The organism is Phnomibacter sp., assembly GCF_036803085.1.
Lineage (GTDB): Bacteria > Bacteroidota > Bacteroidia > Chitinophagales > Chitinophagaceae > Phnomibacter.
This window is the reverse complement of sequence record NZ_DAIRUZ010000008.1, coordinates 31998-57811: the sequence shown is the minus strand read 5'-3', so window position 1 is coordinate 57811 and position 25814 is coordinate 31998. Positions and strand designations below refer to the sequence as shown.

The 25814-nt window shown below is 45.0% G+C and carries 16 protein-coding genes; all 16 read left to right on the top strand.

The genetic code is table 11. The features are described 5' to 3' along the window. The first annotated feature begins 7 nt into the window (after positions 1 to 7). Positions 8 to 1024, top strand: coding sequence for a zinc-binding alcohol dehydrogenase family protein (locus V7Q13_RS14735; RefSeq protein ID WP_333801431.1), 1017 nt, complete (start codon positions 8 to 10; stop codon positions 1022 to 1024). Between the two features lie 27 nt (positions 1025 to 1051). Further along, positions 1052 to 3472 carry a sugar-binding domain-containing protein gene (locus V7Q13_RS14730; RefSeq protein ID WP_333801430.1) on the top strand — a complete coding sequence of 807 codons (2421 nt, stop codon included), beginning with the start codon at positions 1052 to 1054 and terminating at the stop codon, positions 3470 to 3472. A gap of 178 nt (positions 3473 to 3650) precedes the next feature. Beyond that, positions 3651 to 4388 carry a DUF3826 domain-containing protein gene (locus V7Q13_RS14725; RefSeq protein WP_333801429.1) on the top strand — a complete coding sequence of 246 codons (738 nt, stop codon included), beginning with the start codon at positions 3651 to 3653 and terminating at the stop codon, positions 4386 to 4388. A 49-nt stretch (positions 4389 to 4437) separates the two neighbouring features. Beyond that, complete coding sequence (locus tag V7Q13_RS14720; protein ID WP_333801428.1) at positions 4438 to 7581, top strand: SusC/RagA family TonB-linked outer membrane protein; 3144 nt, start codon at positions 4438 to 4440, stop codon at positions 7579 to 7581. A gap of 21 nt (positions 7582 to 7602) precedes the next feature. Beyond that, positions 7603 to 9420 (top strand): RagB/SusD family nutrient uptake outer membrane protein, encoded by a 1818-nt coding sequence (locus V7Q13_RS14715; RefSeq protein WP_333801427.1) that lies wholly within the window; start codon positions 7603 to 7605, stop codon positions 9418 to 9420. 32 nt (positions 9421 to 9452) lie between these two features. After that, positions 9453 to 10394, top strand: a complete 942-nt coding sequence (locus tag V7Q13_RS14710) for a hypothetical protein (RefSeq protein ID WP_333801426.1) — start codon at positions 9453 to 9455, stop codon at positions 10392 to 10394. A 107-nt stretch (positions 10395 to 10501) separates the two neighbouring features. Then, positions 10502 to 12145: a pectate lyase family protein gene (locus tag V7Q13_RS14705; RefSeq protein WP_333801425.1), complete on the top strand. Its 1644-nt coding sequence runs from the start codon at positions 10502 to 10504 to the stop codon at positions 12143 to 12145. A gap of 78 nt (positions 12146 to 12223) precedes the next feature. Then, positions 12224 to 15208, top strand: coding sequence for a DUF6298 domain-containing protein (locus V7Q13_RS14700; protein WP_333801424.1), 2985 nt, complete (start codon positions 12224 to 12226; stop codon positions 15206 to 15208). A gap of 17 nt (positions 15209 to 15225) precedes the next feature. Next, positions 15226 to 16599, top strand: a complete 1374-nt coding sequence (locus V7Q13_RS14695) for a glycoside hydrolase family 140 protein (RefSeq protein WP_333801423.1) — start codon at positions 15226 to 15228, stop codon at positions 16597 to 16599. A 2-nt stretch (positions 16600 to 16601) separates the two neighbouring features. Beyond that, the gene (locus tag V7Q13_RS14690) at positions 16602 to 17510 is read left to right on the top strand and encodes a glycoside hydrolase family 43 protein (protein ID WP_333801422.1); all 909 of its coding nucleotides are present in this window, start codon (positions 16602 to 16604) and stop codon (positions 17508 to 17510) included. A gap of 50 nt (positions 17511 to 17560) precedes the next feature. Beyond that, the gene (locus tag V7Q13_RS14685; protein ID WP_333801421.1) at positions 17561 to 19345 is read left to right on the top strand and encodes a six-hairpin glycosidase; all 1785 of its coding nucleotides are present in this window, start codon (positions 17561 to 17563) and stop codon (positions 19343 to 19345) included. Positions 19346 to 19353: 8 nt separating this feature from the next. Then, a complete protein-coding gene (locus V7Q13_RS14680) occupies positions 19354 to 20769 on the top strand; it encodes an L-fucose/L-arabinose isomerase family protein (protein WP_333801420.1) in 1416 nt (471 codons plus the stop codon). Positions 20770 to 20796: 27 nt separating this feature from the next. Then, on the top strand, positions 20797 to 21636 hold the full coding sequence (locus V7Q13_RS14675; protein WP_333801419.1) for a transketolase: 840 nt from the start codon (positions 20797 to 20799) through the stop codon (positions 21634 to 21636). Between the two features lie 73 nt (positions 21637 to 21709). Further along, positions 21710 to 22696: a transketolase family protein gene (locus V7Q13_RS14670; protein WP_333801418.1), complete on the top strand. Its 987-nt coding sequence runs from the start codon at positions 21710 to 21712 to the stop codon at positions 22694 to 22696. Positions 22697 to 22750: 54 nt separating this feature from the next. Beyond that, positions 22751 to 24229, top strand: coding sequence for an FGGY family carbohydrate kinase (locus V7Q13_RS14665; RefSeq protein ID WP_333801417.1), 1479 nt, complete (start codon positions 22751 to 22753; stop codon positions 24227 to 24229). A gap of 68 nt (positions 24230 to 24297) precedes the next feature. After that, positions 24298 to 25779, top strand: a complete 1482-nt coding sequence (locus V7Q13_RS14660) for an MGH1-like glycoside hydrolase domain-containing protein (protein ID WP_333801416.1) — start codon at positions 24298 to 24300, stop codon at positions 25777 to 25779. Positions 25780 to 25814 lie beyond the last annotated feature (35 nt).

The window sequence follows — 25814 nt, the reverse complement described above, 5'->3', positions numbered from 1 at the left end:
ATTACACATGAATATTTTAATATGCCAACAACCCGGACAGTTTGAATACGTACAGCAAAACAAACCTGTATTACAACGGGGGCATGCTATTTTGCAAGTAAAACGCATAGGTATTTGTGGTACTGATTTGCATGCTTTTGAAGGTACGCAGCCATACTTCCAGTATCCACGGGTATTGGGTCATGAGTTGGGTTGCGAAGTGGTAGAAGTTGATCCGTCATCAGGGTTTGTGCCCGGTGATAAAGTAACGATTGTGCCATACTTTGCTTGCGGCGAGTGTGTAGCCTGCCGCAATGAGTTGCCCAATTGCTGTGCTGCCATTCAGGTGTTTGGTGTACATGTAGATGGCGGCATGAAAGAATTTATTTCTGTACCTACAAAAGCATTGCTGAAAGCCAACGACATGAGCTTTGATGAGCTGGCTTTGGTAGAGCCATTGGCCATTGGTGCACACGGCATACGCAGGGCTGCTGTACAGCAAGGCGAATTTGTGTTGGTGATTGGTGCCGGTCCCATTGGCTTGGGCATTATGGAGTTTGCCCGCATTGCCGGCGGCAAAGTAATAGCCATGGATGTGAATACAACGAGGTTGGATTTCTGCAAGGATAAACTGGCGGTGAAACATACCATCAATGCGGCTACTGAAGATGTGCTGCAGCGATTGAAAGAAATCACCAATAGCGATATGCCTACTGTGGTGATTGATGCAACAGGCAATCAGAAAGCCATCAACGCCGCATTTTTATACATGGCACATGGGGCCCGTTATGTATTGGTGGGTTTGCAAAAAGGCAATCTTGAAGTAGCGCATCCGGAGTTTCACAAAAGAGAAGCCACACTGATGAGTAGCCGCAATGCAACGCAGGAAGATTTTGACCATGTGATGCGCTGCATGCAGCAAAAACTGGTAGATCCTGCAACGTACATTACGCATCGGGTGGCATTTGCTGATGTAAAAGAGCAATTTGAATCGTGGCTCAATCCTGCCAATGGCGTTATCAAAGCCATGGTTGAACTGTCGTAATTTTCAACATCAAAAAAGAAAGGCGTGATGCGTAAAGCTGCTTGGATATTGGGTTTGATGATGTGCTGTAGTTTGTTGTTGCAGGCTCAGGTTCGCCATGTGCAGTCTTTTAATAAAGGGTGGAAGTTTTACGCAGGTGATGATAGCCTGGCGAGCCAAACCATATACAACGATAGTAAATGGCGTCCATTGCAATTGCCCCACGACTGGAGCATTGAAAGTCATTTCTCAGCTCGGTTTCCGGCAACTAACCAAGGTGGGGCTTTGCCCGGCGGTATTGGTTGGTATCGCAAAACATTTACCATGCCTGCATCGGCATCCACCAAGTTTACCAGTATTCATTTTGATGGCGTATACAAAAACAGTGAAGTGTGGATCAACGGTCATTGGTTGGGTAAGCGACCAAATGGCTACGTCAATTTTTCGTACGAACTCACACCGTATTTGCAATACGGAAAAACCAATGTGATAGCAGTGCGGGTAGATAATGCTGCACAGCCCGATTCTCGATGGTACAGTGGTAGCGGCATTTACAGAGACGTACAATTAATAACGACCAATAAAGTTTCGCTGGCTAATGAAGGTGGCGTGTTTGTGACCACACCCATCGTAAGCAACGAGTATGCGCAGGTAAGCTTTCAATATGATATTCGAAATGCGGATAATGAAGCCGTATTGGTTAATGTGTATACTGATGTGCTGGATGCCAGCGGAAAAAAAATAGCCAGCAGTAAATCACCCATGTTGCGCAAAGTGTATCAAGGCAGGCAGGCGTATGCTGATGTGTTGCGTATTGCCAAGCCTGTAAGATGGTCGGTTGAACATCCGTATCTCTATAAAGCCGTTACTAAAATTGAAGTGAATGGGCATTTGGTAGATGAGCAAGTACATCCATTGGGCATCCGCAGTTTTCGGTTTGATAGCGAAAAAGGTTTTTTTCTGAATGAACAACCACTCAAAATTCAGGGTGTTTGTCAGCACCACGATTTAGGCGTATTCGGCGCAGCTTTCAATAAAGCCGCTGCCATGAGGCAGTTGCGCATTTTGAAAGAGATGGGAGTGAATGCCATCCGCTTTTCGCACAACCCGCCGGCCTCTACATTGCTCGACCTTTGCGATTCCATGGGTTTTCTGGTAGTGGATGAAGCATTTGATATGTGGCGTAAAAAGAAGAACAAGTTCGATTATCATTTGCAGTTCAATGACTGGCATGAACAAGACCTGCGGGCTATGGTACTCCGCGACAGAAATCACCCTTCTGTATTTATGTGGAGCATTGGCAATGAAATACGGGAGCAGTTTGACAGCAGCGGCACCGTAATTGCCCGTCGCTTGAGTGCCATTGTAAAATCGCTGGATACTACACGGCCCGTCACCAGTGCCCTCACTGAAACATTTCTCGAGAAAAACTTCATTGCACAATCCAATGCTTTGGATGTGCTGAGCTTCAACTATAAGGAGTACGATTATCCGCATTTGCCCAAGCGTTTTCCCGGTGCATCATTCATTGCCAGCGAAACCGCTTCGGCACTCAGTACCCGTGGGGTGTATGTGGGTGCTGCCGATAGCATGCATGTATGGCCGCCCAATTTTAAAGAGCAGGAAAACTTTTCCGGCGGCTATGCCGATACTACCTGCAATGCCTACGACAATACCTATGCTTATTGGGGTGCCACGCATGAAAAAGCCTGGTTGGCGGTAAAAGAATATCCGCATATCGCAGGCGGATTTGTGTGGAGTGGATTCGATTATCTCGGCGAGCCATTGCCATACAACTTTCCGGCCCGCAGCAGTTATTACGGCATTATTGATTTGGCAGGTTTTCCCAAGGATGTGTACTACATGTACCAAAGCGAATGGACCAACAAGCCGGTGCTGCATGTGCTGCCTCACTGGAACTGGAAGAAAGGAGACACGGTGGATGTGGTAGCCTATTACAGCCAGGCCGATGCAGTAGAACTTTTCTTGAATGGTCAATCACTGGGTAAAAAAAGCAAATCAGACAGCAGCCTGCATGTGCAGTGGCGGGTACCTTTTGCCTCAGGCAGCATCAAAGCAATTGCTTGGAAAGATGGAAAAATTGTACAAACCACCATCACTAGCACCACAGGCAAGCCAGTGGCCATTCGCTTATTGGCAGATAGGAAAATAGTGCAGGCCAATGGGCAAGATGCCGCATTTATAGAAGTACAGTTGGTAGATGCGCAGGGCCGTTTGGTACCCGATGCCGATGTGACTTTTTCTGCTACAGTAACCGGCGCCGGTACACTGGCAGGTACCGACAATGGTTTTCAGGCCGACACAGTATCGCTGAAAAGCAACCAGCGACGTACGTGGAAGGGAAAGGCTTTGGTAGTAGTACAATCTGCAGAGCGGCAGGGAAATATCACCGTTACCGTAAAAGCAGCAGGAGTTTCTACAGGCATAATTACGCTGAACTGCCAATAAAAACGGCTTGCCTGCGATACGGAAACGTTTGCGTAAAAAGCAGGGCGCATAGGAAAATAGTACATCAACTTAGCAATACCGTACATTTTTAAGGGAAGAGGCAGAAGTACTTTTAGTGTGTTAAAAAAAGCAGTAAAAAGCCATCTGAAAATGTTCGATTTGCTGCAGTTGAATGTCCATGAAAGATTGTTTGCCTCCTATGATGATGAAGAAACGGCCAGCCCGGGTGCTGTCTGTACAAGCCAGTGACAATCAGCTGTTGCCTGCAGATGCAGCACGTTTTATGATCTTCTTCCTTACAGCAATTTTTTTCTCTCTATTATCTTTTGCACAGCAAGATGCCAACTACCTGAAAGTCATTACAGAGCGGTCGGCTAAAATCATCAACACATTGGGTGTGCAAGATTCAACACATTACAATCAGGCATTACAGGCAATAGTGTTGCAATATGCCGCTATCAATGAAATTCACGAAGAAGCAAAAGCGGCTACTCAGCAGGCAAAAGCAAACAGTACGGATACGGCAGCATTGCGGGTGCAACTGCAAGCCATTGAATTGAAAAAGAAAAATCTGTTGGCAGCAAAGCATCAATCTTATTTGCAACAATTACATGCTGTGCTTACGCCGGCACAAGTAGAGCAGGTAAAAGATGGCATGACGTACAAAGTATTTCCGAATACCTATGCCGCTTACCTCGATATGATTCAGCAACTGACTGCCGTGCAAAAAGCCAAAATTTATGATTGGTTGAAAGAGGCGAGGGAAGAAGCCATGGATGCAGAATCGTCTGACAAGAAACACGCTGTATTTGGGAAATACAAAGGCCGTATCAACAACTATTTATCTGCCGAAGGATACGATTTAAAAAAAGAAACGGAAGCCTGGCAGCAACGCCTGAAAGCAAAAACCAAATAACCAACACTGTATACAACGATTGAAAATGGAAACCCGTAAAATGCCATATATGAAGCACATGCTAAAACCAAAACTGCTAGCACTTAGCGTATTTATGATGATGGCGGTCAGCCTGTTTGCACAGGAAGTCATCGTCTCTGGTACTGTAACCGGTGCCGATAGCGGACAGCCACTTGAAGGTGTGTCTGTAAGAGTTAAAAATACCACTACCGGTACAGCTACCAACGACAAAGGTCAGTTCTCTATCAAGGCGCCTTCTTCAGAATCGGTGTTGTCCTTTACTTATGTAGGATATGCTGTGTATGAAATTAAAGCGGGTGCAAGTGGCAGCATTACAGTTAGTCTTACTAAAGCCAACAACCAATTAGATGAAGTAGTAGTGATTGGTTATGGTACTAAAAAGAAAGTGAATGTGATTGGTGCTGTAGCACATATCCGTTCAGAAGATATTCAGGATATTCCGGTGGGCAATATTGGTCAGGCACTCATCAACCGTTTGCCGGGTGTGGGTGTCAGTGTTGCTTCGGGCAAGCCAGGCGCCAGTGTCAACATCAACATTCGTGGTGCTTCAATTTTTGCAGGGGCTACTTTGGTAGGAGCCACTGCCGATCCGCTGTTTGTAATTGACGGTCTGATAGCCAGCAAAGAAGATTTTGATAACCTCGATGCCAGCCTCATTGAAGACATTAACTTTTTGAAGGATGCATCTGCCGCCATTTATGGTGCAGCAGGTGCAAAAGGCGTAGTGCTGGTAACTACTAAAAAAGGCCGCCCCGGTAAACCCAAAATTTCTTATTCTGGTTATTTCGGTATTTCTGATGAAGCAGTGAAGCCTCAAATTATGAGTGCTTATGAACATGCGAAACTGCTGAACAACGGATACGAATTAACAGGCGCTCCTACAGCGCAGCGTTTTTCACAAGCCGATCTCGATTTTTTGGCTACCAACCCCTACAAAAGCTGGTACGATGAAATGTGGAAGGCTTCTTCACAAATGCGCCACACTTTAAACGTCAGTGGCGGTTCTGACAGGATTACATTTTTTGCCGGTGGCAACTACTTCCGTCAGGATGGTAACTATGGTGGTATTCTTTCTCAGAAGTACGGGTTTAGAATGGGTACCAACGTAAAAATAGCTGATGGACTTTCTGCCAATGTAATTTTTGCATCAGACTTCAGCAAGGATAATCGTAACACACTGAAAGGTGCCAACGATGAATCGGATGATTTGTCTATCCGTGCCATTTACCTTACTCCTAAGTGGGTGCCCATGAGCATCAATGGCGTGCCAGTAGGTTGGAGTGGTGTAAACCCTCCGGGCAACTGGAACCCCAATGCATTGTTTAGTTCTGGCAACTACAAAAGAAATGATGGCCAGGGCATGAACATCAACGCTTCGTTGGAGTACAAACCTACTTTCTTAAAAGGTTTGACAGCACGTTTTCAGTATGGCAGAAACAGCCGCACCAATGCAGGCAAAGAATATTTTCCTCACTATCGTGTAGGTAATTTTATTCGGGGTGGTCAAAATGGCTTGCTGTATACCGATGTATTGAATGCCAGTACACCTATGCAAACCGTGAGCAACAGCGATCAGTTGGCTGAAGGTTCAGATGTAAGCAACAGCAACCAAATGGTAGCTACGCTTTCCTACGGGTTTAAAACAAATACCAGCGATTTTGATGTAATGGTTGGCTTCGACCAAAGCGAATCAAACACCAGAAATATTTACATCTACAAAAACGGACAATTGGTGAATGGTGTTGATCAGTTTTGGGCATTTAGCAATACCGGCCAAACCATTCGTAACCCTCAATACAGCGAGTCTGTAAAGCGTTCTTTTATCGGCCGCATGAATTATTCTTTCATGGATAAATACATGGTTGAAATTATTGCCCGTTATGACGCATCTGCAAACTTCCCTCCTCAAAACCGTTGGGGTTTATTCCCATCTATTGGTTTGGGTTGGAAGATCAGCGAAGAAAATTTCTTCCAGCGTACATTCCCCTTTATCGATTTTATGAAGATCAGGGCTAACTATGGGTTGGTAGGCGAAGACCGTGTAGCTAACCGATTGTGGCAAGCTCGTTTTACCCAAACTACCGGCATGCTGTTTGGTTCTGTTGTTACCAATGGTCTCGATCCAAACCTTTCGCCCAACCCCAACATCACTTGGGAAAAGGCCCGTACGTTCAACGCAGGTTTCGACGTGAATGTGATGCGCAGCAAACTCACTTTTGCCTACGACTTTTTCCATCGTTACAACTATGATGGATTCGACAGATTGGATGCAGGTGTATTGCCACCCACAACCGGTGTAGCCACTGCAGTGGTAAACTATGGCCAGAGCGTAAGCTGGGGGCATGAGTTTATGGTTGGCTATCGCGGAAAAATCACCAAGGATTTGAATTACACCGCCGATATCAACTTCGGATTTTCTAACTCACGTTTGATTCGTTCTTATTTCAACCCTGCACGTTTGGGTACTTACGGACCTGATGGGCTGAGCATTACTCAAGGCCTCGATCCTCGTCAGTACAACAGCAGCAACTTCGGTTATATTTCTAAAGGCATTCTTCGTACACAAGATGATGTAGATGCGCTGTTGTCAAAAAATCCTAACTACCTCATTGGTGGACAAAAACCACAAGTTGGTTTCATGGATTTTGAAGATGTAAATGGTGATGGCAGAATTGATGACCGTGATATTACTGTGATGTACAACCGCACCACACCAGTGGTTGCTTTTGGTATGACCTTTGGCGTAAGCTATCGTGCATTCAAATTGCAAATGAACATGAACCTGCGCCTCGGTGGCAAAGTGTTCTATGATAGTGAAGCACGTAAAGTGCCTACCACCACACAAAATGCGCCGTCATTCTGGAACGATACCTGGTCGTTTGATAATCCAAACGCACAGTTTCCAAGAGCTGATGCGCCATTAGCCCGTGAAAACTCTACGTTCTGGGCAGTTAGTGGTACACAAAGCCGTATCAACAACATGGTGTTGTCTTACAGCTTCCCCAAATCAATCAGTCAAAAATTGGGCATTCCTGAGTTCCGTGCATTTTTTACCGGCACCAACTTGTGGAACATCGTAAATCCATTGAAGTATAAAGATCCTTACACGTCCAACTTTGCCAGCTACCCAACCCTGCGTACCATTTCACTGGGTGTAAATGCTACTCTTTAATGATTGCTTAAAAGAAAAAATATGTACACGAAAAATAAATTCCTGAAGCTTGCAGCCGTATCACTGAGTGTGGTGTTGTTGGCTACTGCCTGCAAAAAAGACTTCTTCGAAGTAGAAGATCCAAACGGAATCGATTCGCAAATCTGGAACGATGCAGGTGCTGTTGATCTCTTCCTCAACAGGAGTTACGATCTCATTATCCCAAACTGGCCTACAGTTGGCGGCATCCATACTACATCGGATGAAACCAATAGTGTAAGTACTGCATTTTTATATGGCCAGTTGGTAGAAAATTCGGTAACAGATATAGGTGGTAGCAACTCTATTACTAACAACCGCTATTTCGATATCCGTCGTTGCAACGTGGCTATTGATGGGTTGGCTACAAGTTTGTTGCCTGCATCAGTTAAAGATCCTTTGCTGGGCCAGTTTTACTTCCTCCGTGCATTTGTGTATTTTCGATTGGTTTCGCTGTATGGTGGTGTACCGCTTATTTTAAAAGCACAAGATTTAACGGGTGAAGATTTGAATGTACCCCGTTCAAAATCAAGCGAAGTATTTGCAGCTATTGCTAAAGACCTTGACTCGGCTGCAGCAAAACTGCCTGCATTGTGGTCGGGCAACAATGTTGGTCGTATCACCAAAGCAACCGCTATGGCATTTAAAGGGAAAGCATTGTTGTACTGGGCTAGTCCACAGTTCAATCCTAATAATGATGCCGATCGTTGGGCTGCTGCTTATCAGGCCAACAAAGCAGCCTATGATACAGGTGTAGCACATGGCTATATTTTATTTCCTGCGTATGCCAATATTTGGGTAACCGAAGATCACCGCGAAGTAATGCTGGTGCGTAAGTTAGATGCCATTTCTGTTAGCCCCGGCCGCGGCACAAATAACGAGTACGTTACTCGTCCACCTTCTGAATCTAACAACGGCGGTGGGTCTAACCAACCCACATGGAATTTGGTGCAAGCATACACCAATAGCGAAGGCTTACCTATTACGCATCCTTCTGCCAATTATGATCAGGTGATGTTTTGGCAAAACCGTGACCCACGGTTGGAAGCTTCTATTGCATACAATGGTTCTGTATGGCCACTCAGTGGAAAGGCCGGCCGTAAGCAGTGGAGCTATACAGGCGTATTGGATGAGCAGGCTTCAAAAATTGTAACTGGTTTTTATTGTGAGAAAATCACCAACCCTTCTATTACTGCTACACAAGCACAATACAATAGCAATACTGGCGGCGGTAGTGGTATGGATTGGATTGAAATGCGTTTTGCAGAAGTGATAATGAACCTGGCAGAATGCGCAAACGAAACCAATCGTTTGGCCGAAGCAAAAGACCTGATTCGTCAGATACGAGTACGTGCTGGTATAAAGCAGGGAAGTTTTGATTTTGGTTTGGATGTAGCTACCGATGCTGCTTCTATGAGAACACTGATTCTGAACGAACGTCAGGTGGAGTTTGCCATGGAAGGAAAGCGGTACTGGGATTTACGTAGAACACGTAATCTGCATTTGATTTCTGCGCGGCAGTCGCTGAAAGTTACGCCAAAGCCGCCTTACTATGCAGGAACAGGTACTGTTGCGGGCCGCATTTATCTCGATAAGCCAGATGCCCTTGGAGTTCGCCCAAGAGATACGGCTAACCTGAACAACAAAGCGGTGTATACAGCTATGTTCAATGTAGCTATCGCATCATTGGAAGGTTCAAATGTGATCAGTATTCCCAATACTTACTATCACTACGCTTTGCCAAACTTTTTCAACCAGGCTACTTATACCATGGAGCAAACGCTTGGCTGGTCGGGCGGCACATTCGATCCGCTTAAGTAATCTCTATTTACTGACTACAAAATATTACAGCTATGAAATATCGTTTGCTCACATATATTGCTCCATCTGTATTGCTGATAGCCGCTATTGCCGGCTGCGACAAGGGTGTAGAACCAATTACCGCTTATGGGGTAACAGTGGAGTACAAGAACAGCAATGAGTTTGCTATCACTGCCGATAAAACAGTGAATCCGAAAGACTCCATTTATTTTGATTTCAACATTTCATCCAGCAAAGAGGAAATGACTTATGTTGAAATTCAAAAGAACGGTGTGCGTATTGATACCTTCAACGTTACAGGCAATAAAACAACTTTCTCGGGTTCAAAAGGGTATCGTATTGATAGTATACCCGGCGATTACAGCTATCGCATTTTAGCCCGCAACCGAAATGCCACTTTCCTGGGTGACGGTGGTAAAACATTTAAGATAACAGTGAAGCCAGACTTCGATTTTTGGTCGTATCGCATTTTGCAGGTGCCCGATTCAACTGCTAAAACCAACAAGTGCTATTACTCTACCAAAGATGGAAAAATCTTCAGCTTTACTGATGGTGCTGCCAATGCTGCAGGTATTGATTTCGGTTATTATTTCGATACATCTTTCATGAGTACCACTTCCACTACGGATGATTTGGGCCATACCATTTATGCATTAACTGCTACACAAGGTCAGCTCAATTATTATGACATCAGCAGTTGGACAAAGAATGCCACCGTATTTAAGAAGCTCCCTTCTTCGGTCAACTTCGTTTCACAACTTACATCAGCCGGTGCTATTCAAACTTTGGTAGGTGGAAACCTTACCAGTGGAACAGCTGCTTTTGTTAATAAAATTTCAACTGCAGCTGGTAATAACGTGATTGGATTTAAGCGGGCTGATGGTAAGCTGGGTGCAATACTGGTTCGTTTCATTCAGGGCAATTCACCTTCAAAAACTACCCAGATTGAAGTGGATGTAAAAGTGCAGAAATAGTCATCGTTATAACACAAGCAATCTAAAGAGAAAGTGTTATCGCTTTCTCTTTTTTATAACGGTCTGTTTTGCTGCTGAAAAACGTCTAACCTTAATATATCCCGACTATGAAAATGTATCGTACATCTTTACTATCACTGGCTGTGTTGTTGCTAATGACTGTGTGTGCCAGTGCACAGTATCCGCAAATTCCACCCGACGTTCAGCGTACTTCAGACTCGTTGATGAAAGCAGCCAATGCACATTCCGACAGCATGTGGCAATTGGCCTGGCCCGTTATACAACAAGAAGCCAAACAAGGTAAACCTTACATCCCCTGGGCATCGAGAGTAGATGAATTGCCGCAGGCTGATATACCTGCTTTTCCCGGTGCAGAAGGTGGTGGCAAATACAGCTTTGGTGGCCGTGGCGGCAAAGTATATGTGGTTACCAATTTGAATGATGATGGCGCTGGTAGTTTGCGTTGGGCTTGTGAGCAAGGTGGTGCCCGTATTATTGTCTTCAATGTAGCAGGCATCATTCGCTTAAAAACACCATTAATCATTCGTGCTCCGTACATCACCATTGCTGGTCAAACTGCACCTGGTGATGGTGTATGTATCGCCGGAGAAAGTGTGTGGATCAACACACACGATGTTATTATTCGGTACATGCGTTTTCGCCGTGGCGAAACTTGGGTGGGCCGCAGAGATGATGCTATTGGCGGCAACCCGATTGGCAACATCATCATTGATCATGTGAGTGCCACATGGGGCCTTGATGAAAACATGAGCATGTATCGCCATATGTACAACGACAGCACCGGAAAAATTGAAGACAAATTCGGCACGGTAAACATCACCATTCAAAACTCCATTTTTGGTGAAGCACTTGATACATGGAACCATGCATTTGGCAGCACACTGGGTGGCGAAAACTGTACGTTTATGCGCAACCTTTGGGCCAACAATGCAGGCCGCAATCCATCGGTTGGTTGGAATGGTGTTTTCAATTTTGCCAACAACGTTATTTTCAACTGGGTACACCGCAGTATTGATGGCGGTGATTACAGAGCTCAGTTCAACATCATCAACAATTACTTCAAGCCCGGTCCGGCTACACCCAACAATAATGTGGGCCACCGCATTCTAAAACCAGAAAGCGGCCGCAGCAAACTCAAGTACAAAGTGTACGGCCGTGCTTATGTAAATGGCAATGTGATGGAAGGTTTTCCTGCCATTACCAAAGACAACTGGAATGGTGGTGTGCAGGTAGAAGAGCAAAGCGACGCCGGCGAGTACACCGCATTTATGAAATGGCACAAACCATTGCCTATGGCACCCATCACTATTTTGAGTGCAGAGCAGGCTAAAACCTATGTGCTGGCCAATGCGGGTGCCACCTTGCCCCGCCGTGATGCAGTGGATGCCCGTATTGTAAAACAAGTAGCTACCGGAAAAATTGAATACAATGCTGATGTGCAATTGCCCGAAACGCAATTCAAGCATCGTCGTCTGCCAATCGATTCTTACAAGCAAGGCATCATTACCGATCCTGCACAGGTAGGCGGCTATCCCGAGTATAAGGGAACGCCTTACAAAGACAGCGACAACGATGGCATACCCGATGCCTACGAAATCAAAATGGGTTTGAACGCCAACAATGCCGCCGACGCAGGCAAGCTGGCGAAAAACGGATACAGCAATATTGAAAATTTCCTGAACAGCGTGGTAGATGTAAAAACTGTAAAACCCGCTGTAGCGGCTAAATAATATCCGCAGTTACATTTCTCACTGTATGCAGCTTGGCATTCATTCCTTAGATAGCTTTATACAGTAGAATGAACAATCATGATTCGTGTAGCATATTCATATCGTTTGATTACAGCAGCATTGCTGCTGCTGGTTGTAAAGGCTTCGTTTGCACAAAAGCAGGCGAAGCCTGTGCCGCCTTTGTATGTAGAGAAAGGACAACTTCAATACAAGCCCGATACATTGGGCAATCGCATTCCCGATTTTTCGTATTGTGGCTACAAAGCATCTGAGCAAGCCATACCTGTAGTGCCAGCAAAAGTGTATGTGCCACTTAGCACAAAAGATGCCACAGATAACATTCAACTGGCCATTGATTATGTAAGTGGTATGCCGAAAGATGCACAAGGTTTTCGGGGTGCTGTTCAATTGTTGCCGGGTGAGTATAAAGTGAGCGGCTCTTTGCGCATCGATTCATCAGGTGTGGTGCTGCGGGGTAGTGGGGCTTTTGCAAAAGGCACACGCATTGCCGGCACCGGCGCCAGCCGCGAAACCTTGCTGCGCCTGTTGGGTGAAGGAAAGCCCACGGTGCTGCATACGCAAACCATTGCAGATAAGTATGTGCCAGTCAATAGCAAGCTGGTAACAGTGGCTGATGTTGCTGTCTATCATGTTGGCCAGCATGTTCGCATTCACCGGCCATCCACTGCAGCATGGATACAAGCTTTGGGTACCGACCATTTTGGTGGCGGCATTACGGCGTTGGGTTGGAAGCCGGGCGAAAGAGATTTGTTTTTCGACAGAACCATCACGGCTATTCATGGCCATCAGCTGGAGCTGGATGCACCCATTACTACGGCATTGGACGTACAATACGGAGCTGCATTTGTGCAGTTGATACAATGGCCCGGCCGGATTTCTCAAACTGGTGTGGAAAATCTGCAACTTGTTTCTGCTTACAATAAAGCCAATGCAAAAGACGAAGATCATCGTTGGGATGCCATTGGCATTGAAAATGCAGTCGACTGTTGGGTGCGTCAGGTGAGTTTTCAGCATTTTGCTGGCAGTGCTGTGCGGGTGTTGGAAACTGCACAACGTATCACCGTAGAAGATTGTATTGCTACACAACCCATTTCTGAAATTGGCGGTCAACGTCGATATACCTTCTTCACCAGCGGCCAGCAAACTTTGTTTCAGCGCTGTTATGCCGAAAATGGTTATCATGATTTTGCTGCTGGCTTTTGTGCAGCAGGCCCCAATGCATTTGTACAATGTGAATCTATATTGCCGTACAGCTTTAGCGGCGCCATAGACAGCTGGGCAAGCGGAGTGCTGATGGATGTGATAGCTGTAGATGGCAACGCATTGCGTTTTGGCAACAGAGGACAGGATGCAAATGGTGCTGGATGGGCGGCTGCCAACAGTGTGTTTTGGAATTGTAGTGCAGCCCGTATAGATTGCTATCAGCCACCTACAGCACAAAACTGGGCGTTTGGCAGCTGGAGTCAGTTTGCAGGCGATGGTTACTGGAACGAATCGAACAACAGCATACAACCCCGCAGTTTGTACTATGCACAACTGCAAGAGCGTTTGAAAAAAGATGTAGCCGCTTTGGCACAACTGATGCCAGTGTCTACGGAGGCGAGTAGTAGCCCTTCGGTAGCGGTGGCATTGCAACTGAGTAAAGAAGCCATGCAGCTCAAGCCACTGTTGAAGACATGGATTGAAGCTGCTGCCAAACGAAATGCGTTGCCTGTAACAACAACTGCCGCACCATCCATTACGGATATTGTAGAAATTGTTTCCCGACCAGCTGATCCCTTTCCAATTACACAACTGAAGCAAGGGGTATTGGTAAGAGATGGCCATTTACTGGCTGGTAAACGTACCAATGTACAATGGTGGAGTGGTAGCCTTAGCGCCAAAGACATTTCCAATGCCAAACCGCACCTCACTCGTTTTGTACCCGGCCGCTACGGCAAAGGTTTGACAGATAATATTAAAGAAGTGGCTGTTGACATGAAGGCGACAGGCACCGTAATGTTGGAACACAACTACGGTCTTTGGTACGACAGAAGACGAGATGATCATCAGCGGGTGCGAAGAATGGATGGCGAAGTATGGCCACCATTTTATGAGCAACCATTTGCCCGCAGTGGCCAAGGCACGGCATGGGATGGATTGAGTAAGTATGATTTAACCAAGTACAATGCTTTTTACTGGAGCCGGTTACAATCATTTGCCAATGAAGCCGATGCTAATGGTTTGGTATTACTGCAACATCATTACTTCCAGCACAACATTATTGAAGCCGGAGCACACTATGCTGATTTTCCATGGCGTACGGCCAACAATATCAATAACACAGGTTTTGTAGAGCCGGTGAATTATGCTGGCGACAAACGCATTTTTTACGCCGAACAATTTTATGACATCAGCCATCCGGTTCGCAGAGCATTGCACCGCCAATACATACGGCAGTGTCTCAATAACTTCAGCAATAACCATGCGGTTATTCACAGCATTAGCGAAGAATATACCGGTCCTTTGCACTTTGTGCAATTTTGGCTGGATGTAATTGCAGAGTGGAAAAAGGAAACCGGCAAGCAACCGCTCATTGCGTTGAGCACAACAAAAGATGTGCAGGATAGTATTTTGGCGAAGCCCAAATATGCGGCACTCATCAACATTATCGACATACGCTACTGGCACTATCAGGCAGATGGCACTTTGTATGCACCTGCTGGTGGCGTAAGCCTGGCGCCACGCCAACATGCACGGTTGCTGAAACCCAAAAAGACAAGCTTCGGGCAAGTGTACCGTGCTGTACTCGAATACAAAAAGAAGTTTCCTGAGAAAGCAGTGATGTACAGCGGTGATAATTATCCCGAATTTGGAATTGCTGTTTTGATGGCGGGTGGTAGCTTACCCGTTTTGCCTGCCAATATAGATGCAGCAATATTGGAAAAAGCTGCGGGCATGAAACCTGTATCTGGCAAAGAAGAAGGCGTCTATATCCTGAGCAATGGCAAAGCTTCCATTGTGTACAACAGCAACACCCATCAATTCACTGTTCAAGATTGAATAACTGATTTAGGATTATGAAGAAGTTTTTAGTATCGATAGGCATGTTGCTTCACTTGTTTGCACAGGCGCAGTTGCCTTTGTTGCAGGTGTCATCCAATCAACGGTATTTTCAAACGGCTGATGGAAAACCTTTTTTTTGGTTGGGCGATACCGGCTGGTTGTTGTTTGTAAAATGCAATCGGCAGGATGCGGTGCACTACCTGGATGTAAGAAAGTCGCAGGGATTTAATGTGATACAGGTAATGGTGCTGCACGACATGAACAATACCAAAAATGTGTACGGCGATTTGGCTTTGCGAAATGAAGATGTGTCGAAGCCCAATGTAACGGAAGGGAAAAATCCTGACAATGCAGATGCATACGATTATTGGGATCACGTGGAATACATTATAGATGAAGCGGCCAAACGGGGTATGTATATGGCACTGGTACCAGTGTGGGGAAGTAACGTGAAAGGCGGAAAAGTAACGCCGGAACAAGCTGCCGTGTATGGCCAATTTTTGGCACAGCGTTTTGCTAAGAAATCGAATATCATTTGGCTGAATGGTGGCGATGTAAGAGGTTCAGAAGGTGGCGAAGTTTGGGAAGTGCTGGGTAAAACCATCAAGCAATACGATCCCCATCACCTCATGACTTTTCACCCAAGGGGAAGAACAACTTCCAGCGAATGGTTTCACAACAGTAGCTGGCTCGATTTCAATATGTTTCAGAGTGGGCATAAAGATTATGCGCAGGATACCGTAGCTACGGAAACACATCACTTTGGCGAAGACAACTGGAAGTACGTGGCACTGGATTACAAACTCAGCCCGGTAAAACCAACGTTGGATGGTGAGCCTTCGTATGAAAACATTCCGCATGGTTTGCACGATAGTTTGCAACCTCGCTGGACCGATGCTGATTTGCGCCGCTATGCTTACTGGAGTGTTTTTGCCGGTGGTGCTGGTTTTACCTATGGCGAAAATGCGGTGATGCAATTCAACAATGCTGGTGATTGGACCGCCAATTATGGTGTGACTATGAATTGGAAACAAGCATTGATGGCACCCGGTGCTACGCAAATGCAACAGCTTAAAAAACTGGTTGAAAGCAAAGATTTTTTTCAGCATGCATCCGCACAGCATTTGGTTGTGGACAATGGTGAACGCTATGCCCGTGTAGCAGCTGCAGCTTCTTATAAGCTGGCCATGTTTTATGTATTCACCGGTCGGTCATTTAAATTGTACATGAACCGAATCATGTTTACGCCTGCAAAAGCCTATTGGATAAAGCCTGCTACCGGTGAGCAGATAGTAATTGAAACTTTTACTAAAAAAGGTGAAGTAACATTTAATCCGCCGGGCGATGAAGCCAATGGTAACGACTGGGTATTGGTGATTGAAAAATAAACATGCGGTATTTTGTTTACATAGCTGTTAGTGTTATCCTGACTTCTTGTGCAGGTAAAGGATACTTGTTTACATCCTTTCACGAACCGGCAGATGCGGGGCTACGCATGCTCTACAGTTTCGATGGCAAACACTGGACAGATTTGGATACGGTGCTGCTGAAGCCAACCGTAGGTAAGCAGCAAGTAATGCGGGATCCGTCAATGGTACAAGGCCCTGACGGTACTTTTCATTTGGTGTGGACCAGTAGCTGGCGTGGCGATAAAGGATTTGGTTATGCTTCGTCCAAAGATTTAATCCATTGGAGTGAACAACGTTTGATACCGGTAATGGCTCACGAACCAACTACGGTAAACGTGTGGGCTCCGGAGATTTTTTATGATGGGGCTACAAAAACGTACAGCATCATTTGGGCCAGTTGCATTCCCGGTAGGTTCGAAAAAGGGCAGGAGGCTGACAGCAACAATCATCGCATGTATATCAGCAGCACCAAAGACTTTCAAACATTTTCGCCCACCCAATTATTTCTTGACCCGGGTTTTAGTGTGATTGATGCGGTGATGGTACAAAGAGCTGCAAACGATTTTGTATTGGTACTCAAAGACAATACGAGACCGGAACGCAATTTGAAAGTTGCTTTTAGCAATAGCATCAATGGGCCATGGAAAAATATTTCTGCACCCTTTAGCGATGCTTTTACAGAAGGCCCAACCGTGGTAAAACTTGACAATCAGTGGTTGATTTATTTTGACTCCTACCAAAAGAAAATTTACGAAGCATTTTCAACGACTGACTTTCAGCAATTCGCAAACGTGACGAATGAAGTGCTACTGCCACAAGGGCACAAGCATGGAACGATAGTGCCCGTAAAAAGAACATTCATCCGGCGGTTGATTAAGTATACAAAATGATTATGCGTGTAGTGAAGAATACGATAGGTGCAGCTGCTGTTATCTTTTGCATGGCAACATCCAATGATGCATCTGCACAAGACACGGTTCGATATGTAGGCAGTACACTGGCAAATGTCGATTATCATCATGGGCAGTTATCGCCGGCCATGGGTGTACACAACATACAAACCATGCGGGCCAACAGAGCCGATGCACCAAAGCCTACTGCATGGACGTATAACCACGCACCCATGTTGGCGTATTGGAACAATAAGTTTTACCTCGAATACCTGAGCAATCCTGTTGGTGAACATCAAGGTGCCGGACAAACACTTTTGCAATCATCATCCAATGGCTATGTATGGACAGAACCTGTCATTATTTTTCCGCCATACAAAGTGCCTGATGGTTTTGTAAAGCCCGGCAAAACAGATACAGCACACAACAATTATGCAGTAATGCATCAGCGTTTTGGTTTTTATGTATCGAAAGCCAACCGATTGTATGCATTGGGTTTTTATGGTATTGTACTGGGTGCAAAAGATGATCCGAATGATGGCAATGGCATAGGCCGTGTTATTCGGGAGGTAAAAGCTGATGGCAGCTTTGGCCCGATTTATTTTTTGCGCTACAACCATGCATTCAATGCGCAAAACACTGTGTATCCGTTTTACAAATCATCTGGTGATAAAGCTTTGCTGGCAGCATGCGAAGAAATTTTAGCGACGCCACTACTCATGATGCAAACTGTAGAAGAGGCCGACAGAAATGATCCGCTGATTCCTTTGCAAAAAGATTTTAAAGCATTCAACTTTTATCATTTACCCAATGGCCATGTGGTGGGTTTATGGAAATACGCATTAACGAGTATCAGCAAAGATGAAGGTAAAACATGGCAGTATGGTCCGCTTCGGGCTCCGGGTTTTATCAATGCCAATGCAAAAATATGGGGCCAGCGCACCAGCGATGGCAATTATGCAACGGTGTACAATCCGGCAGAGTTTCGCTGGCCATTGGCTGTGAGTGTAAGCAAGGATGGCTTGAATTACAACAATCTCTTGTTGGTGAATGGTGAAATAACCTCGATGCGGTATGGCGGCGCTTACAAAAGTTATGGACCGCAGTATGTGCGGGGCATTCAGGAAATGAATGGCAAGCCTGCTGATGGCAACATGTGGGTGACGTACAGTATGAACAAAGAGGACATGTGGGTGAGCAAAATTCCTGTGCCGATTGCAGATAAAGCAACAGCTGATGTGCAGGATGATTTTACTTCAGATACCGCGATAGCCGCATGGAACAAATGGAATATCTATAGCCCTTTGTGGTGTAATGTTTCTTTGGATAAAAAAGGACTAACGCTGCACGATAGCGATCCTTTTGATTATGCAAAAGCGGAACGTTTGTTTCCAGAATCGAAGCAGGTTAATATTGATTTTAGCCTTACGCCGGCGCAAAATCAACATGGTGATTTATACGTGGAAGTGCTGGATACTAAAGGCACTGCAACGCTACGCCTGATATTGGATAGTGCAGGAAATGTGCTTACCAAACAAGGCTATCGCAACAAGAGCCTGGGTAAATTCCGTGCCGGAGAAACACTCCGTATTCGAATTGAATTGAATACTACTACTCGTTTTTATTCTGTTATTATCAACAATGGAAAACCGTCCCTGAATGTTTTCTTTCAGCCTGTAGAAAAGGTTCAACGTATAGCATTTCGTACGGGTGAAGTACGGCGTTTTCCCAATGCAGACACGCCCACCGATCAAGATTATGATCTGCCTGCTGCAGCATCGAGAGTGAAAGAAGCAACCTATTTTATTCATAGCGTATTTACAAATCATAAATAAGTATAACCATGGCAAACCAATCATATGCAACCATCGGTGTCATCATCGGAAACCGTGATTTCTTTCCTGATAAACTGGTGGCAGAAGCAAGAACACAAATCATAGATCTGTTTCATCAATTGAACATTACGCCTGTAATGCTAAGTGATGCCGATACAAAGCTCGGCGGCGTAGAAACTTTTGCGGAAGCACAGAAATGTGCGGCATTGTTCAAACAGCATGCCGACAGCATTGAAGGCATTCTGGTGGTGCTGCCCAACTTCGGCGATGAAAAGGGTGTTGCAGAAACCATTAAATGGTCGGGCTTGAATGTGCCTGTGTTGATACAGGCCTATCCCGATGATTTAGGCAAAATGGATGTGGTAAACAGGAGAGATGCCTGGTGCGGAAAAATTTCAGTGTGCAACAATCTGTATCAGTTTGGCATCAAGTATTCACTTACTACAGAACATGTGGTGAGTCCGACGGATGAAAGTTTCATTGCTGATTTGAAAAACTTTCTTGCTGTTTGTCGTGTGGTGAAAGGTATGCGCAAAGTGCGAATAGGTGCAGTGGGTGCAAGGCCCGGAGCATTCAATACCGTTCGTTACAGTGAAAAAATCTTACAACGCAACGGTATTTCTGTAACAACAGTTGACCTGAGTGAAATACTGGGTAATGCCAATAAACTTACTGCCAGCGATCAATCGGTAAAAGAGAAACTGGAAAAGATACATGCGTATGCAGCTACAGGAGCTACGCCCAACGACCGATTGGTACAGATTGCAAAATTGGATGTGGCGCTTGCCGATTTTATGGCTGCCAATTCATTAGACGCAACCGCTATTCAATGCTGGACATCGCTACAGCAAAACTATGGTTGCAATGTGTGCACCAGCATGAGTATGATGAGTGAAAACATGTTGCCTTCTGCATGCGAAGTAGATGTAACAGGTACACTCAGTATGTATGCCATGCAATTGGCAAGTGGTTCACCATCTGCACTGGTAGATTGGAACAACAACTACGCCGATGATGATACCAAATGTGTATTGTTCCATTGTGGCAACTGGGCAAAGTCTTTCTTGCCGGATATTACCATCAGCACAGCACCCATTCTTGGTACAAGTGTTGGTACAGAAAATACGTATGGTGCATTGGATGGCCGTACTCCCGCCATGCCATTAACATACGGTCGTATCAGTACGGATGATTGCAAAGGCATCATCAAAGCATACATTGGTGAAGGTGAATTAACGAATGATCCACTCAACACTTTTGGTAACCGTGCTGTGGCACAAATCAACAACCTGCAAGGCTTAATGAATTATGTATGTCGCAATGGTTTTGAACATCATGTAGTAATGAACGCCAGCAAAACTGCAGGCATTCTGAAAGAGTCGTTTGAAAATTACCTGGGTTGGGAAACCTACACACATGGGTAAATGGTGAATGGTTCAAATGCATTTAAAATGACAAGCAAGGAATTAAAATTAAAATCAGTTGAGTATCGGAAAAAAATACTCAAATACATTTTGCAGGCAAAAGCCGGGCATACTGGTGGAAGTTTATCAGCTACCGATATTTTGAACGTGTTGTACAACGATGTGTTGAATGTATCACCAGAAAACTTTGCATCCCCCGACCGTGACCGTTATGTGCAAAGCAAAGGACATTGCGTAGAAGCATTGTTCGTCGTGTTGGCCGATCAAGGTTTTTTTCCGGAAGAAGAGTTGAACACGTTGTGTAAATATCAATCGCATTACATTGGCCACCCAACCCGAAAAGTAAAAGGTGTTGAACAAAATACTGGTGCGTTGGGGCATGGTTTACCTATTTGTGTAGGCACAGCTATTGCAGCCAAACTCGATAACAAAGCGTATCGTGTGTTTACCTTGATGGGGGATGGTGAATTGCCCGAAGGCAGTAACTGGGAAGCCGCTTTGAGTGCAGCACATTACAAGCTTGACAACCTCTGTGCTATCATTGACAAGAATAGCCTGCAGATTACAGCAGCTACAAGTGATGTAATGAACACCGACCCGTTGGATGAAAAATGGAAAGCATTTGGCTGGGCAGTGAAAGAAGTAAACGGAAATGATATTGAGGAATTAAGAACTGCATTCAACAGTCTTCCTTTTGAAAAAGGGAAGCCATCTGTCATTATTGCACATACAACAAAGGGAAAGGGTGTGAGCTTCATGGAGAATGAATTGAAGTGGCATCATGGTGTACCCAGTAAGGAACAGTATGAACAAGCAATGGAAGAATTAGATGCGGAACGAATCAATCTTGAACGACTGAGTAACTAAGAAACAAAGCTGCACAAAGAAAACTTAGTGGCTCTTTTTGTGCTCTGTGTCTTTGTAGTTAAATAAAAAGAAGATGGCAGAACAAATACATATAGAACCCGGAGGCGACAAGCCCAACCAGGATGTTTTTGCTGAAACCTTGCAACGGCTGGCAGCATCCGACCGCAACGTGATTGCTGTTACCAGCGATTCGAGAGGGTCAGGAAAGCTGGTGCCTTTTGGAAAGCAGTTTCCCCAGCAAATAGTGGAAGTAGGAATAGCAGAACAAAATCTTGTGGGCGTAGCTGCAGGTTTAGGTTCTTGTGGTAAAAAAGTGTTTGCCGTTTCGCCGGCTTGTTTTTTAACGGCACGTTCGTTGGAGCAAATCAAAAACGATATCTGCTACAGCAATCATCCGGTAACTGTTGTGGGTATCAGTGCTGGCGTTAGCTATGGTGCGTTGGGAAGTACGCATCATAGTCTGCACGACTTTGCCGTGTTGCGAGCCATCAACAATATTACCATTGTTGCTCCCGCCGATAATTTCGAAACCGAAAAAGCAACTGAACTCGCTGCTGCTAGTGGCACTCCAGTGTACCTGCGATTCGGCAAAAAAATAATGCCTGCTTTAAAAGCAAAAAACAACGACTCATTTGTTTTTGGTAAAGGAAGAATCATCACCGAAGGAAATGATGTCGCCATCATTGCTAATGGTGAAACGGTTTATCCCGCAGTACAGGCAGGTGCGTTGCTGAAAGAACAAAACATTGAAGCAACAGTGGTGAGCATGCATACCATTAAGCCTTTGGATACTGTACTTATTGAATCGCTTGCAAGAAAGTGCAAAGCAATTGTTACAGTGGAAGAGCACAGTATCTATGGTGGATTAGGTGAAGCAGTGGCATCCTTTTTAATGCAGCTGAAAAGCCCATCCACTGGAGGGGTTTGGGGAGGCTCATTTAAGATAATCGGTATTCCAGATGAATACACGGTAACAGGTTCGCAGATTGAAATTTTCAACCATTACGGAATTAGTAAAGAGGGGATAGCAAGTGAAGTGCTGAAGCTGATTCAGCAATAATCAGACGGTGCAGCTATGTAGTGTCATTGAAATCGGTGAGAGAAAATAAAAGATATGTCAGCGAAATATATACTTGCCATTGATCAGGGAACAAGTTCTACCAAGGCACTCATCTTCGATGAGCAAGGGCAGGCTATTGCAAAAGGTGCTGAGAATTTGCATACGCATTATCTCGACCATGGTTTTGTAGAACAGGAGCCAGCAATTATTTATCAAAACGTACTGGCAGCTGTACAAAAATGTTTGCATGCTTTTGCTGAAAAAGGATTTGATTCAAATGCAATTGCTGGCATTGGCATTTCTAATCAACGGGAAACATTTGTTGTATGGGATAAAGCCGGTAAACCATTGCACAATGCTGTGGTGTGGCAATGCAAACGTTCGGTACAAATTTGTGAGGAATTGAAGCAACAAGGATTGTCTGAACAGGTGAATCAGAAAACCGGTCTGGTGATTGATCCTTATTTTTCTGCTACCAAACTCATCTGGCTCAACAGGAATAATGAGGCCATAAAAGCAGCCATTCAAAGTGGAGAAGCTTTCTTCGGAACAATTGATACATGGTTGCTTTACAAGTTGACCAACGGCAAACAGTATGCTACAGACTATACCAATGCTTCAAGAACACTGCTCTTCAATCTGCATTCATTGCAATGGGATAATGAGTTGATTGATGCGTTTGGATTAACTGGTATTCAGTTGCCGGAAGTAAAATCATCTTCCGCATTTTTTGGTGAAACAACATTGGATGGGTTGTTTTCGCAACCCGTTCCTGTAACAGGCATGATTGGCGATTCGCATGCTGCTGCATTTGGTGAAGGTTGTTTTGAAGCAGGCACTGCGAAAGCTACATTGGGCACTGGTTGCAGCATTCTCATGAACATTGGCGACAAACCGGTACGGTCTAAAAACGGAATGGTTACTACCATTTGTTGGAGTATTGATGGACGCATTGATTATGCATTTGAAGGCGTGATTGTGTCCTGCGGCGCCACTATTGAATGGTTGAAAAATGAATTGAATTTATTTACTGACAGCAAAGAAACCGAAGCCATGGCAAACGCTGTTGCTGATAGTGCAGGTGTGTGTGTGATTCCTGCGTTCAGTGGATTAGGTTCGCCGCATTGGCAGCCAGAACGCAGGGCTTCTATTAGTGGGATGAGTTTTGGTACCACCAAAAATCATATTGTGCGGGCAGCGTTGGAGTCTATTCCCTTTCAGGTGAAAGATGTCATTACTGCCATGGAGCAAGATGCTGCGATTGAGTTGAATCATTTCAATGTGGATGGCGGAATTTCTGCCAATCGGTTTGTGGTGCAAAGCATGGCCGACTTGTTGGGTAAAAAAGTAACAACCATTGGTAATCCAGACGTGTCTGCATTGGGTGCTGCTTTGTTGGCAGGACTCAAAACAGGTGTATTTGACAGTCTTGAGGTGATTACAGAATTACCGGTTGCTCAAAAAAGCTTTTTTCCTGATGCAGATGCCAATCAAATAAAACAGAGTTATGCTGTGTGGCAGCAGTTAATATGATAGCCATGAAGTGTGTATTCAAATATTGTATTGCTGTAGCAGCTGTGTTGATGTTCACATGTCAGGCAATGGCACAATCAAAGCCATTGTTGCTCAAGCATCAGCAATTCAAGCATTATGTTGATTATTTCAACAGCATGGAAACGCCCAATATTGAGCAAGCCATTCCAAATGATAGTGCGTGGTATTGGATGCAGCAAAATATTCCGCTGTTTGAATGTCCCCAGCAAAACATGGAAGAGATTTTCTATTACCGTTGGTGGACGTTGCGCAAACACATTAAGAAAACCCCGCAAGGTTTTGTGATGACAGAATTTTTAGTGCAGCGTAGTTATGCCGACAAATACAATCTTATCTCCAGCGGGTTGGGCCATCATATTTACGAGTCTCGCTGGTTGCACCACAAGCAGTACATGGATGAGAACCTGCTGGTTTGGTATCGGGGCAATAACGGAAAGCCGCTGAATAAGCTACGCTTTTACAGCAGCTGGAATATGGATGCCATTTACAAACGTTTTTTGGTCAATGGGGACAGGAATTTCGTATTGAATCTGTTGCCTGATCTAGACGCTGACTATCAGGCCTGGGAAAAAGAGAAGCAGCGGCCCGATGGTTTGTATTGGCAATACGATGTGCGGGACGCCATGGAAGAAACCATCAGCGGTGGCAGAAAAGAAAAGAATCCACGACCTTCCATCAACGGGTATATGTATGGCAATGCCAATGCTATGGCAGCCTTGTGGCACCTGAAAGGTGATGCAACAAAGGCGGCAGACTATTTGCAGAAAGCCAAAACCGTTAAAGCCGCAACGCAATCAAAACTCTGGAACAGTGAACATAACTTTTTTGAAGTACGCAAAGAGCAAGGCGATACATTGGCGGCAGTGAAAGAGGCCATCGGTTTTATTCCATGGTATTTCAATATGCCCGATAGTAGCTACAATATTGCTTGGGAAAGCCTGACAGATACCAAAACATTTTGTGCTCCGTTTGGCATCACTACTGCGGACAGAAGTCATCCGCAATTCAGAACACATGGGTGTTGCAAATGCGAATGGGATGGTGCAGTGTGGCCATTTGCCACTGCACAAACATTGACGGGTATGGCCAATTTGTTGCAGGTGCAGCCAGCTCCCTACGTATCTAAGCAAGATTATTTTCAACTGCTGAACACGTATGTTGAATCGCAATACTATCGGGGGCGTCCATACATTGGCGAGTACCTCGATGAAAAAACGGGTTACTGGTTAAAAGGCGATGAAGAAAGGAGCAGATATTACAATCATTCTACGTTTAATGATTTAATCATTACTGGTTTGGTGGGGTTGCGTCCACGGGCCGATAACGTGTTGGAAGTATCGCCATTGCTGCCGCAGCATACATGGAAATGGTTTTGCCTTGACAATGTATTGTACCATGGCAAAATCATCAGCATAGTGTGGGATGAAGACGGAACGAAGTATAAGCGGGGCAAGGGATTGAGTATATGGGTGAATGGGAAGAAAGTAGCCTCTTCTTTATCACTCGAAAAAATTACAGGCAAACTATGATCAGGTTTATCCATACATTTTTTTCATTTTGGCGC